This is a genomic window from Micromonospora sp. NPDC051300 (assembly GCF_044455315.1).
GTDB lineage: Bacteria > Actinomycetota > Actinomycetes > Mycobacteriales > Micromonosporaceae > Micromonospora > Micromonospora robiginosa.
Genome location: NZ_JBITEP010000023.1, coordinates 1 through 10,671, shown reverse-complemented (window position 1 = coordinate 10,671; position 10,671 = coordinate 1). Strand labels below are relative to the sequence as shown.

Here is a 10,671-nt window from a genome sequence, read left to right as displayed (position 1 = left end):
GCACACTCCTCGTTTCGAATGGTCCGGCGGGCGGTGGGTTCGGTCAGGCGCCGGCGGCGGCCTGCTCCATGCGGCGGCGCAGGCTGAGCGGACGCATGTCGGTCCACACCTCGCCGATGTGCTCCAGGCACGCCTCACGGCTGCCCTCGACGTCCTTGGCGTGCCAGCCGGCCGGCAGTTCCCGGTCGGCCGGCCAGATGGAGTACTGCTCCTCGTCGTTGACGACCACGCGGTAGGTCCGGTCGTCGGTCTGGTCCTGCTGCGTCACAACGCCTCCTGATAGGCCGGGAAAGTGGTTGATCCGTTGCTGTCCCACAGGTGGGAGACCTCGCCGAACCTGTCGGTCACCCACTCGTCGGAATAGATGGTGTCGAGGTAGCCGTCCCCACCGTCCGGGAAGATCAGCACGGCGTTCGCGCCGTCGGGGATGCGGGCCGCGTACCGTTCCAGCGCCGCGACCGTCGCGCCGGACGAGCCGCCGGCGAGCACGGCCTCGCGGCGGATGAGCCGCCGGCAGGAGATGACGCACTCCAGGTCGGAGACGTGCACGACCTCGTCGGCCATGGTCTCCGTGGCGAGGTCGGGGCGGACCGCCGCGCCGTGGCCGGGAATCAGCCGGGGCATGACCGGGGCGCCGAAGATGGCGCTGCCCATCGCGTCGACCGCCACGATCGTGGTGGCCATGCCGGTGCGCCGGACGTAGTCCGAGCAGCCGCGCAGCGTGCCGCAGGAGCTGACGGCGGCGAACAGGTAGTCGACGTCGCCGTGCAACGCCTCGGCGATCTCCTGCATCGTGCGCTCGTGCGCCCGGGGGTTGAGCGGGTTGGCGTACTGGTTGGGCCAGTAGGCGTGCGGGATGGTCGAGGCGAGCTCCCGGACCCGGGCCAGCCGGACCGGCAGCAGCTCGCCGGTCTGCGGGTCGGGCCGCTCGACGACCTCCACCTCGGCGCCGAGGGCCTTCAGGATGGAGCGGTTGCGCAGGGTGGTGCGCGCGTCGATCACGCAGATGAACCGCAGCCCGTAGTAGCGGCAGATCTGGGCCAGGCCGATCGCCAGGTTGCCGGAGCTGGACTCGACGACGACCGAACGCTCCGGGGTCAGCTCTCCTGACCGGATCTTGTCCAGCACCATGCCGGCTGCCGAGCGGTCCTTGATGCTGCCTCCGGGATTGAAGCTCTCCATCTTCGCGAAGACCCGCGGGCCCCGTCGCGACAGCAGCTGGTCGAGCCGCACCAGGGGTGTGGCTCCGATGGTGCCCAGGATTCCTTCGACAGGTCCGCTCCGCACGGCTCCCCCTTCGTCGGGACCACCGTCACGGCGTACGCAATATTCCGCCTATACCGCAGCTATCGCGGGCTCGACAATCGTCCACAGATTCCTCACCTTGCACCTGCAAAGTTCTGCTAGCATGTGCAATACGGACTGAGACCCATCGCGCCTCAGGAGGAACCGTGCTCCACGACGTCCTGCTCCTTGCCAGCTCACCGTGGCTCTTCGTGGTGGTCGCGCTGGTCGTCGCGCTCGACGGCGTCGCCCCGGTCCTGCCGGCGGAGACGCTCGTCATCACCCTGGGCGCGCTCGCCGCGGGCGGGCGGCCGTCCCTGGCCCCGCTGGTCGCCGCCGTCGCCGTCGGCTCGTTCGCCGGCGACCTGCTGGCGTACCGTCTGGGGTGGTTCGCCGCGGACCGGCTCACCCGCCACACGCGACCGTCCCGCTGGGACGGACGCCTGCGCCGCGCGGTCGACCGCAGGCGTTCCGGCCTGCACCGCCACGGCGACCTCGCCGTCCTCCTGGGCCGCTACCTGCCCGGCGGACGCACCGCCGCGGCGCTGTCGTCGGGCGCGGTCCGCTCCCCCCGCCGCCGGTTCCTGCCCTGCAGCGCGGTGGGCTCCACCGCTTGGGCCGGCTACATCGTCGGGCTCGGATATCTGGGCGGCGCCGCCTTCGCGCACCAACCCCGCTACGCCCTGCTGCCGGGCCTGCTCGCCGCCACGGCCACCACGACGATCGGGTTGATCGTCAGGCGGGTCGCCAGGTCCCGGCGAGCCCGGGCCGCCGCCGCGCCGGTGACGGTTCCCCGCCCGCCGGCCGGGGCGGTGGCGGCACCGCCCGCGAGGCCGGCCGCCGCGACCGTCGGGAGCCCGCGTCCCCGCCGGCCCGCCGGGCCGGTCCTCCGGCTGCCGACCACCGTCCGACCGCTGCGGTACTCCCCCACCGAGCCGTAGGCGGCGGGCCGCGATATCGGCCAAATATAGGAAGCGCGCCGAGACTTCGCCGTGCGGGCCCAGGTCGGCCCGAGTCACTCACCTGCGAAGGAGTGCACGGATGGCCAAGAAGTCCACGTACCAGCGTCCCACCCTCAGCAAGGGCGGCTCGTTCGCCCAGCAGACCGCCGGCAGTCTCTTCACCAACTGCCGGGAGTCGTTCGTCACCCAGAAGCCGCGAGCCGTCTGCTCCTGATCGTCACGGCCCACCGAGACCGAAGGGGCGATCATGGCGCAGGTGCCCGACGCGGCGTCACAGGCGTCGTGGTTCGTGATGATGCCGGACGTCGACGCCGGGCACCGGGTGGTGCACCGGCTGCGGCAGCTCACCGGCGTCGTGCAGACCATGCCCCACGCGTCCGGACGCCCCTGGATCGCGGGTCGCTGGCAGCCCGGCGAGGCGGTGACGGCCGAACTCGGCCACCGCCGCCTCGCCGCGCTCGGCGACCACCGACTCCGCGCGGCGGACCTGCGACTCGACGCGCCGGACGCCGTACGGCTCTGCGAGAGCCTGCGGGACGAGCCCGGCAGCTTCCACACGCTCGCCACCACACCCGACGGGACCGCGGTGCGGGGCGGCCTCGCCGGCTTCCGCCGCGTCTACTGGCACACCGCCCCCGAGGGCCCGCTCCTGGTGTCGGACCGGGCCGACGTGCTGGCCGCACTGACCGGGTCCGACGTGGACGACGAGGCCCTGGCGCTCCGACTGCTCACCCCGTTCGCACCGTGGCCGCTGTCCTGGCGACCGGTATGGCGTGGCGTGCACGGGGTGCCTCCGCACGAACTGCTCGCCGTCGACCGGGCGGGTCGCCCGCGTACGCGCCGGTGGTGGCAGCCGCCCGAGGCGTCGCTCGACCTCGACGCCGCGGCCGGCCGGCTGCACGAGGCGCTCTCCGCAGCCGTCGCGCTGCGCGGTCGACCGGGCGACGTGATCGCCGGCGACCTGAGCGGGACGGACTCGACCTCGCTCTGCGCGCTCGCCGTCCGGCAGGGCCGGCGGGTGATCGGCCTGACCTGTGTCAGCCCCGACCCGCTCGACGACGACCTGCCCTGGGCCGAACTCGCCGCGCGCGAGTTCGGCACGTTGACCCACGAGGTGATCGAGGGCGACGCCAACCCGTTGCCCTACACCGACCTCCACCAGCCGGCCGACAGTTTCGACGAACCGACGTCGGCGGTCATGTACCGGGCCGGGTTCCTGGCCGCGTCCCGCCGGGCCGCCGCCCACGGCGCGGCCGTACGCCTCACCGGGTTCGGCGGCGACGAGCTGTTCAGCGCCGACCCCGCGCTCCAGGTCACCCTCCTGCGGACGCACCCTCGCCTGGCCGTACGCCACCTGACGCTGCTGGCGTCGGCCCACCGTTGGGGCCGCGGCGCGACCCTCCGCGCGGTGCTCGACCGGCGGTCGTACCGCGGTTGGCTGACGTCGGTCGCCGACGAGCTGACCACGCCGGCGTCCGGCTTCGGCGGGCCGCTGCTGAGTTGGGGTCCACCGGCCCGGCTGGCCGCCTGGACCGCGCCGGACGCGGTCGCGACGGTACGACGGATCCTGCGCGACCACGCCGCGAGCGCCGACCCGCTCGACGAGGACCGCGGCTGGCACGGCCGGCTGGCCGGACTGCACGCCGGCGCCGCCGCGGGACGGCACCTGGCGCAGGCGTCCCGGCGCGTCGGCGTCACGGCCGCGCTGCCCTACTTCGACGACCGGGTGGTCAACGCGAGCCTGCGCGTGCGCCTGGCCGACGTCACGTCGCCCCGGCAATACAAACCACTGCTCGTGCGGGCCGTGCGCGACGTCCTGCCGGATCCGCTGGCCAGCCGGTCCACCAAGGCCGACACCTCGATCGCCGCGTTGCAGGGCGCCACCCGTCACCACGCCGCGCTCCGCGACCTGGCCGAGCGTTCACGGCTCGCCGAGCGTGGCCTGATCGACGCCGGGGCCCTCCGCGCCGCGCTGGAGGCGCCCGACGACCACACCTACTACGACCTCGACCAGACGCTGGCCTGCGAGACCTGGCTGCGGGTCCAGGAGAGCAGGCTCGTGAAGGGGGAGCAGCACCGATGAGCTGGATCCTGCCCGCCCCCGTCTCCTGGACGCCCACCGAGTACGGCGGGGTGCTCCTCGACGCCGCCTCCGGGGAGTTCTGGACGCTCAACCCGACCGCCAGCACCGCCCTCGCCGCGATCCTCGCGCACGCCGACCTGACCCGGGTAACCGAGCGCCTCGCCGCCGAGTACGAGGGCGACCACGAGACGATGGCCGTCGACGTCCCGCAGTTCCTCGCCGAGCTTCGGTCCGCCGGGCTGGTGGTCCCGGCATGACCACCGAACGCGTGATCGCCTACCAGCCGCAGCGGCTGGGACGGCGGGTCCTCGTCCTGGCCGTCGTCGCGTTCGCCCGGGTGCTGGCCCGGCGGCCCCCGGCCCAGATCTGCCGGGTGCTGCACCGGGTCAGCCGGGGCGCCCGCCCCGCCAGCCGGACCGAGGCCGCCGAGGCACGCCGCGTCACGGTGGCGAACAGCGCGTTCTGCGCCGGCCCGCTCGGCTGCCTGCCCCGGTCGATCGCCACCGCGCTGCTGTGCCGGGCGCGAGGCGCGTGGCCGACCTGGGTGGCCGGCGTCCGCCGCCATCCGCCCTTCGGCGCCCACGCCTGGGTGGAGGCCGAGGGCGCCGCGGTGGACGAGCCCTACCCGGACGGTTTCCACATCCCGCTGCTGACCGTCGCGCCGCCCGGACAGGGCCGGCGACGATGACGGCCACGCTGCTGCATCTGTCCTGGATCTGCCGCGGCACCCTCGCCATGGTCTTCGCGGTGGCGGTGTTCACCAAGATCCGCGGAGTCGCCGCCTTCGTCCGGTTCCGGGACGGCGCCACCACGCTGACCGGGGTCCGGGGCCGCCCCGCGGCGCTGCTGGCCGGGCTGGTCGTCGCCGGCGAGGCCGTCGCCGCGGCCGGGTCGGTCGTCACCGCCACGGCCCCCTGGGCCGCCGCGACGGCGGGCGTACTCCTGTCCGCGTTCACCTGGCGACTGGCGCGGACCCCCGGCTCCGACGTCGCGGCGGCGTGCGGGTGTTTCGGCTCGGCCGTCACCACTCGCGGGGTGGGCTTGCTGCGCAACGTGGTGCTGCTTGCGGTGTCCGCCGGCGCCGTCGCCGGCACCCTCGCCACCAGGGGTACGCGTGGCGGCGACCTCGCCGGCCCGCTCGTCTGCGTCGCCGCGGCGGCACTGCTCGCGGCGTGCGTGGTCCGGCTGCACGACATCGCGTCCGCGTTCCTGACCGGATGGTGAAGCCCGCATGAGCGCACTGGTCACCGTCGTCGTCGTGCTCGCGCTGGTGTGCGCGTTCAACACCGCCCTGAGCCTGGCTCTCGTCCGACGCATGCGCTACCACGCGGAGCTGCTCACCGACATCGAGCACCACGGGGTTCCGGCGCAGGCACGGCGACCCGGCGAGGCGGTGGGCCACTTCGCCGGCCGTGACGCGGACACGCTCGTCGCCTTCTTCTCCCCCACCTGCGTCCGGTGCCGCAAGGAGCGCGGGACGTTCGCCCGCGTCGCCGCCCGCTGGCCGGGCGGACCGGAGCGGGTCGTGGCGGTGGTCTCCGGGCCGGACGCGACCGCCGGCTTCCTCAGCGACTTGGGCGACGCCGCGCGGGTCGTGGTGGACACCGACGAGGCGTTACGGCACGACTTCGGCATCCGCGGCTTCCCGGCTCTGTTCGTCGTGTCGCCGGACGGGCGGCTGGCCTGGACCGGCATGCACGCCGAAGCGGTCCCGGGCTGCGCCACGCCGTGACCGGGCCGGCCCCCGCCGGGCTCGACGCCGGTCAGGTCAGCGGCCCTCGCAGCCCGGCGCCCCGGTGTCCACTCCCCCCGACGACCTACGCGCACGCCATGCAGAAGCGGGCGAACGGCCGCGCCGCGAGCCGCTCGTCGCCGATCGGCCGCCCGCATCGTTCGCAGACGCCGTAGGTCGCGGCGTCCACCCGACGCAGCGCGTCGTCGAGGTCGGCGATCCGCTGCCGCGCCCCGGCCAGCAGCGCCGTCAACTGGGCGCGTTCGAAACCGATGGTGGCGCCCTCCGGGTCGTGCTCGTCGTCGGCGTTCGAATCCCGCGACGCCAGGAACAGCGCCTCCAGATCCTGGGCCAGCACCGCCGCCTCAGCCTCCGCCCTCGCTCGCAGCCGCAGCAGTTCGTCCCGGGCCATGGGGGCAGCCTAACGGCCCCCAGCCGCGCGGACGGGCGGTGGCGGGGAGAGCCGGGTGCCGTCCAGGGGCCGGACCGGCAGGCAATACCCTTGACCGTGAGCACGGCTTTCCCCGGCACGTCGAACGCTCGGGCTCGACCGGTCCGCGCTCGCTGCTCGACTCGAGAGGCACACCCATGCCCGGTACGACCGACCCCGTCACATACCTCATCGTGGACGGGGAGAACATCGACGCCACTCTCGGCAACAGCGTTCTCGAGCGCCGGCCGGCTCCGGCGGAGCGACCCCGCTGGGAGCGTCTGCGGGACTTCGCGCGGGACACGTGGCAGCAGCCGGTGAAGGCGCTGTTCTTCCTCAACGCCTCGGGCGGCGGCCTGCCGATGCCGTTCGTCCGGGCCCTCCTGAGCCTGGAGTACCGGCCCATCCCGCTCGCCGGATCGTCGGATCAGAAGGTGGTGGACATCGGTATCCAGCGGACGCTGGAGGCGATCGCCCGGCGCCCCGGCAACGTGATGCTCGCCAGCCACGACGGCGACTTCCTGCCGCAGGTCGACGAGCTGCTACGGAGTGACCACCAGGTCGCGGTCGTCGGGTTCAAGGAGTTCCTCAACGCCGGCTTCGCCGACCTGCCGGGCCTGCAGGTGTTCGACATCGAGGAGGACGCGGGCTGCTTCACCAGCGTCCTGCCCCGGGTTCGCATCATCGACCTCGACAGCTTCGACCCGGAGCGCTTCCTGTAGGCCGGACCGGCACGGCCGGCACGCGGACGGGCGTTCCTCGTCAGAAGACGCGCGTCCGGCGCGCCCCGGACCGGAGGTCCGCGATCGGCCCGGCGGCGCCGTCCCGGCCGGGTCGCCGGGGTGCGCCCGACAGGTCGACGTCCATGACGGCGGGGCTGCCGTCCGGCTCCTCGAACTCCGCGTCGGCGCACCGGACCCGTTCCAGGTCCCGGCCGGTGACCACACCGACCCGGGCCTCGTCGAACGCCGCGGGGAGATCGGTGACGAGCCAGACCGCGTCGTCCTCCTCGACGACCGTCGCCGTCGCGGTGCCCAGCACTCGTGGCCCGCGCTCACCGTCGAACGGTCGGGCGCCCGTGGCGTAGGCGTTCGCCCGGGCGTACACCGGTTGTCGCACCTCGACGTACTTCTGCTGGTCGCTGGGCGGCTGGGCGTCGAGACGGGCCAGGTACTCCTCGAACGACGCGGGGTGGCCGTCGTATCCGGCGGTGCCGGCCAGCGGTGGCCCCTCGCCCTCCGCGCCCGGCCCGTAGGCCGCGCCCGGGTCGCCGCCGAGGAAGAGGTTGCCCACGTACCTGTCGTCGCCGCCGTAGATCACCGCGTAGCCGGCGACCTGGGTGCTGTGCGGCAGGTGGTACGGCGTGGCGCGGTCCAGCACCGGCTCCAGCCGCAACGTGCCACAGATCAGGTTGTGGACGAAGGCGCCGCCCTGGCTGAACAGCTCCAGCGAGGCGGGTGAGCCGAAGATGTTGTGGTCGACCAGGTAGGGACCGTGGCTGACCTCGACGAAGAGGTCCCGGCAGTTGTCGTGGTAGACGTTGCGGGAGAGCCGGGTGCCCTGCGCCTGCCAGTCCAGCCAGGTGCCGAGCGAGCAGCCGTGGATCCGGTTGTGCCGGATGACCACGTCGACGGCGGCGTGCAGCTTGATGCCGGCGATCTCGTAACCGTAGAACTCGCGCTTCACGCCGATGTCGCGGATGTGGTTGTCCTCGATCGTGGAGAACGCGCACCCGAGGTGACCGACTATCGCGTTCTGGCCGCAGTCGTGGATCGTGTTGCGGCGGATCACGTGCGAGCCGATGTGCTCCCGGTCCCACCCGATCTGGCGGGCCGCGAACACCGACTCCACCTGGTATTGGTAGCCCGGCTTGTCGCCGCGCAGAGCCGCGTGGTTCTGCCCGGTCGAGCCCTCCTTCCCGATGGAGATCGCCGCGCACTTGGCGCCGTGGATCACGTTGTCCTCGATGACCCATCCTTCGCCCAGTTGGGCCCGATGAGGCCCGGCTGGTCGGCGGTCGGCGGCGCCCACGGGCTGGCCGCGTGCGCCAGCTCGAAGCCGCGCACCGTGATGTAGTCCAGGTGCGGCTGGTCCGGGTGGAAGACGCTGCGGCGTACGTTGACCTCCACCAGCTCCGTGTTCGGGTCGGCGCCCTGGAAGTTGGCCCAGATCGTCGTCCGCTCCCCGACCTCGGCGTACCAGACGAGTCGGGTCCGGTCGGGGTCGCCGATCGGGTGGGTCACCCTGGTCCAGTGATCGACGACCTCGGTGCGCCGGGGCGGATCGTCGACCTCGGCCCGGCTGTCCACCTCGAAGAAGCTCACGCCGTTCAGGTAGACGTCGCCGAGGTGCCGGCGTGGCGCGCCCCTGGCGTACACGATCCAGTCGCCGGTCACCTCCTCGGCGAACGGGTTGAACGAGCCGAACAGCGCGTTGTCGATCACCGCCCGCCACACCGCCCCGCCGAGCGGCTCCCAGCCCGTGACGCGTTCCGATCCCTTGATCACCACGTGCTCACCGGGCGCCGGCTGGTAGGTGATGCGGCGGGTGTCGCTGAGGCCACCACGGCGTGGCTTCACCCACTCGCACTCCCCCGCGTGCACCACCACGGTGTCGCCGGGCCGCGCGACGCCGGCCGCCCGGTTGATCGTGCGGAACGGCCGCTCGACGCAGCCGTCGGCGCGATCCGAACCGGTGGTCGCCACGTGGAACTCGGATGCCGACCTCATCCCTTGAAGGCGCCTTCCATGATTCCCTGCACCAGGCGACGCCCGACGAAGACGAACAGCACCAGCAGCGGAATGGTGGCCAGGAAGGAGCCGGACATCGCGAGGCCGAGGTCGATGTCCCGGTTCTGTTGCAGCGCCTTGATGGCGATCTGGACGGTGTAGTTCTCCGGCGACTTCAGGACGATGAACGGCCACAGGAAGTCGTTCCACGCGTAGACGAACGTGAACAGCCCCAGCACGTACGCCGCCGGGCGGACGATCGGGAAGGCTATCCGCCAGAAGAGCTGCCAGGTGGTCGCGCCGTCCACCCGCGCCGCCTGCATCAGCTCGTCGTCGATGGTGCTGCCGATGTGCTGGCGCATCCAGAAGATGCCGAACGCGCTGACCAACCCGGGCACGATCACCGCCTGGAGGCTGTCCACCCAGTCGAGCTGGGAGATGATCAGGTATTGCGGCACCACTGCCAACTGCGCGGGCACCGTCATGGTCAGCACGACGACGAGGAACAGCGTGTTGCGGCCGGGAAAGGACAGCTTGGCGAAGGCGAAGCCGGCCAACGCGCAGAGCAACGCCTGGCCCACGGCGATCGTGGTGGCGACGACGAGGCTGTTGAGCAGGGACTGCACGAACGGCACGATGGTGAAGACCAGGTCCGCCAGGTGCAGGAAGTTGCCGCCGGGTGTGATCGTCGGGGGCAGCGTCGTCGCGGTGGCGGAGTCCGTCGTCGCGACCACGAACATCCAGTAGAGCGGAAAGACGCTGACGAGCGCCATGAGGGTGAGCACCACGTACACCGGGATCGGGACGCGGTTGGCCGGACGCCGCCGGGCCCGCGTGGGTGCGGCGGTCGGGGGTACGGGCTTCATGGGCGCTCCGAACGGATGCGGGTGGCCAGCAGGTAGTTGAGTCCGGAGAAGGCCACCACGATGACGAACAGCGCGACGCCGACCGCCGCGCCGTAGCCGAAGTGGAACTGCCCGAAGGACTGCTCGTAGAGGTAGAGGGTGACGGTCTGGCACTGCCGTGCCGCCCCGCACGTGAGCCCGCCGACCGGGTTGGCCAGCAGCGGTTCGGTGAAGACCTGGAGCCCGCCGATTGTCGAGGTCACGACGGTGAATGCGATGATCGGCCGTAACGAGGGGATGCTGATGTGCCGGAACTGCTTCCAGCCGCCGGCGCCGTCGGCGGCGGCGGCCTCGTACAGTTCCCGGGGGACCGCCTGCAACGCGGCGAGGTAGAGCAGCGTGTTGTACCCGGTCCAGCGCCAGGCGATCATCGTGGCGATCATGAGGTGGCTGCCCCACAGCGACGCGGTGAAGTCGATGTGGTCGAAGCCCAGTAACCCCAGGACCCAGTGGGTCTGCTGCACCGGCAGGTGACAGGTGTAGTCACGCGGCCTGACTGGCCGGTGGGTGCATGATGGTCTCGAATTCCACGGGGGTCAACCGGGA

Annotated in this window: 15 protein-coding genes; 8 read left to right on the top strand and 7 right to left on the bottom strand. The window is 72.6% G+C overall.

The window, feature by feature from the left end:
• Positions 1–43: 43 nt before the first annotated feature.
• Together ACIA5A_RS23050 and sbnA are read right to left on the bottom strand one after the other, a co-directional pair.
• Entirely contained in the window at positions 44–268 is a 225-nt protein-coding gene (locus ACIA5A_RS23050) for an MbtH family protein (RefSeq protein ID WP_396765858.1), read from the bottom strand.
• The gene (gene sbnA / locus ACIA5A_RS23045; RefSeq protein ID WP_396766051.1) at positions 265–1,263 is read right to left on the bottom strand and encodes a 2,3-diaminopropionate biosynthesis protein SbnA; all 999 of its coding nucleotides are present in this window, start codon (positions 1,261–1,263) and stop codon (positions 265–267) included. Before sbnA ends, ACIA5A_RS23050 begins: the two co-directional genes overlap by 4 nt.
• Positions 1,264–1,451: 188 nt before the next feature.
• On the opposite strand from sbnA, the gene ACIA5A_RS23040 reads away from it, so the two are divergent.
• The 7 genes from ACIA5A_RS23040 (at position 1,452) to ACIA5A_RS23010 (ending at position 6,061) form a co-directional block, all read left to right on the top strand.
• Positions 1,452–2,225, top strand: a complete 774-nt coding sequence (locus ACIA5A_RS23040) for a DedA family protein (RefSeq protein WP_396765856.1) — start codon at positions 1,452–1,454, stop codon at positions 2,223–2,225.
• 100 nt (positions 2,226–2,325) lie between these two features.
• Positions 2,326–2,460 carry a keywimysin-related RiPP gene (locus ACIA5A_RS23035; protein ID WP_396765853.1) on the top strand — a complete coding sequence of 45 codons (135 nt, stop codon included), beginning with the start codon at positions 2,326–2,328 and terminating at the stop codon, positions 2,458–2,460.
• A 33-nt stretch (positions 2,461–2,493) separates the two neighbouring features.
• Positions 2,494–4,329: an asparagine synthase-related protein gene (locus ACIA5A_RS23030; RefSeq protein ID WP_396765850.1), complete on the top strand. Its 1,836-nt coding sequence runs from the start codon at positions 2,494–2,496 to the stop codon at positions 4,327–4,329.
• Positions 4,326–4,586 (top strand): lasso peptide biosynthesis PqqD family chaperone, encoded by a 261-nt coding sequence (locus ACIA5A_RS23025; RefSeq protein WP_396765847.1) that lies wholly within the window; start codon positions 4,326–4,328, stop codon positions 4,584–4,586. Before ACIA5A_RS23030 ends, ACIA5A_RS23025 begins: the two co-directional genes overlap by 4 nt.
• Complete coding sequence (locus ACIA5A_RS23020; RefSeq protein WP_396765844.1) at positions 4,583–5,017, top strand: lasso peptide biosynthesis B2 protein; 435 nt, start codon at positions 4,583–4,585, stop codon at positions 5,015–5,017. The genes ACIA5A_RS23025 and ACIA5A_RS23020 overlap by 4 nt, the downstream gene beginning before the upstream one ends.
• Positions 5,014–5,553, top strand: coding sequence for a MauE/DoxX family redox-associated membrane protein (locus ACIA5A_RS23015; protein ID WP_396765841.1), 540 nt, complete (start codon positions 5,014–5,016; stop codon positions 5,551–5,553). The genes ACIA5A_RS23020 and ACIA5A_RS23015 overlap by 4 nt, the downstream gene beginning before the upstream one ends.
• Before the next feature lie 7 nt (positions 5,554–5,560).
• Positions 5,561–6,061, top strand: coding sequence for a TlpA family protein disulfide reductase (locus ACIA5A_RS23010; RefSeq protein WP_396765838.1), 501 nt, complete (start codon positions 5,561–5,563; stop codon positions 6,059–6,061).
• A gap of 85 nt (positions 6,062–6,146) precedes the next feature.
• On the opposite strand, the gene ACIA5A_RS23005 is transcribed toward ACIA5A_RS23010, so the two are convergent.
• Positions 6,147–6,473 carry a TraR/DksA family transcriptional regulator gene (locus tag ACIA5A_RS23005; RefSeq protein WP_396765835.1) on the bottom strand — a complete coding sequence of 109 codons (327 nt, stop codon included), beginning with the start codon at positions 6,471–6,473 and terminating at the stop codon, positions 6,147–6,149.
• 176 nt (positions 6,474–6,649) lie between these two features.
• Between ACIA5A_RS23005 and ACIA5A_RS23000 the strand changes: the two genes are divergently transcribed.
• Complete coding sequence (locus ACIA5A_RS23000; RefSeq protein WP_396765832.1) at positions 6,650–7,213, top strand: NYN domain-containing protein; 564 nt, start codon at positions 6,650–6,652, stop codon at positions 7,211–7,213.
• 40 nt (positions 7,214–7,253) lie between these two features.
• Here ACIA5A_RS23000 and ACIA5A_RS22995 read toward each other — a convergent pair whose 3' ends face one another.
• Genes ACIA5A_RS22995 through ACIA5A_RS22980 form a run of 4 tightly spaced genes read right to left on the bottom strand, consistent with a single transcriptional unit; the run spans position 7,254 to position 10,589 of the window.
• A complete protein-coding gene (locus ACIA5A_RS22995; protein WP_396765830.1) occupies positions 7,254–8,447 on the bottom strand; it encodes a right-handed parallel beta-helix repeat-containing protein in 1,194 nt (397 codons plus the stop codon).
• The gene (locus ACIA5A_RS22990) at positions 8,444–9,220 is read right to left on the bottom strand and encodes a hypothetical protein (RefSeq protein WP_396765827.1); all 777 of its coding nucleotides are present in this window, start codon (positions 9,218–9,220) and stop codon (positions 8,444–8,446) included. Before ACIA5A_RS22990 ends, ACIA5A_RS22995 begins: the two co-directional genes overlap by 4 nt.
• On the bottom strand, positions 9,217–10,086 hold the full coding sequence (locus ACIA5A_RS22985; protein WP_396765825.1) for a carbohydrate ABC transporter permease: 870 nt from the start codon (positions 10,084–10,086) through the stop codon (positions 9,217–9,219). Before ACIA5A_RS22985 ends, ACIA5A_RS22990 begins: the two co-directional genes overlap by 4 nt.
• Positions 10,083–10,589 (bottom strand): carbohydrate ABC transporter permease, encoded by a 507-nt coding sequence (locus ACIA5A_RS22980; RefSeq protein ID WP_396765822.1) that lies wholly within the window; start codon positions 10,587–10,589, stop codon positions 10,083–10,085. Before ACIA5A_RS22980 ends, ACIA5A_RS22985 begins: the two co-directional genes overlap by 4 nt.
• Positions 10,590–10,671 lie beyond the last annotated feature (82 nt).

Coding starts and splice junctions, on each gene's coding strand:
- ACIA5A_RS23035 (WP_396765853.1), top strand. CDS start 2,326: ATGGCCAAGAAGTCCACGTACCAGCGTCCCACCCTCAGCAAGGGCGGC.
- ACIA5A_RS23030 (WP_396765850.1), top strand. CDS start 2,494: ATGGCGCAGGTGCCCGACGCGGCGTCACAGGCGTCGTGGTTCGTGATG.
- ACIA5A_RS23025 (WP_396765847.1), top strand. CDS start 4,326: ATGAGCTGGATCCTGCCCGCCCCCGTCTCCTGGACGCCCACCGAGTAC.
- ACIA5A_RS23020 (WP_396765844.1), top strand. CDS start 4,583: ATGACCACCGAACGCGTGATCGCCTACCAGCCGCAGCGGCTGGGACGG.
- ACIA5A_RS23015 (WP_396765841.1), top strand. CDS start 5,014: ATGACGGCCACGCTGCTGCATCTGTCCTGGATCTGCCGCGGCACCCTC.
- ACIA5A_RS23010 (WP_396765838.1), top strand. CDS start 5,561: ATGAGCGCACTGGTCACCGTCGTCGTCGTGCTCGCGCTGGTGTGCGCG.
- ACIA5A_RS23005 (WP_396765835.1), bottom strand. CDS start 6,473: ATGGCCCGGGACGAACTGCTGCGGCTGCGAGCGAGGGCGGAGGCTGAG.
- ACIA5A_RS23000 (WP_396765832.1), top strand. CDS start 6,650: ATGCCCGGTACGACCGACCCCGTCACATACCTCATCGTGGACGGGGAG.
- ACIA5A_RS22990 (WP_396765827.1), bottom strand. CDS start 9,220: ATGAGGTCGGCATCCGAGTTCCACGTGGCGACCACCGGTTCGGATCGC.
- ACIA5A_RS22985 (WP_396765825.1), bottom strand. CDS start 10,086: ATGAAGCCCGTACCCCCGACCGCCGCACCCACGCGGGCCCGGCGGCGT.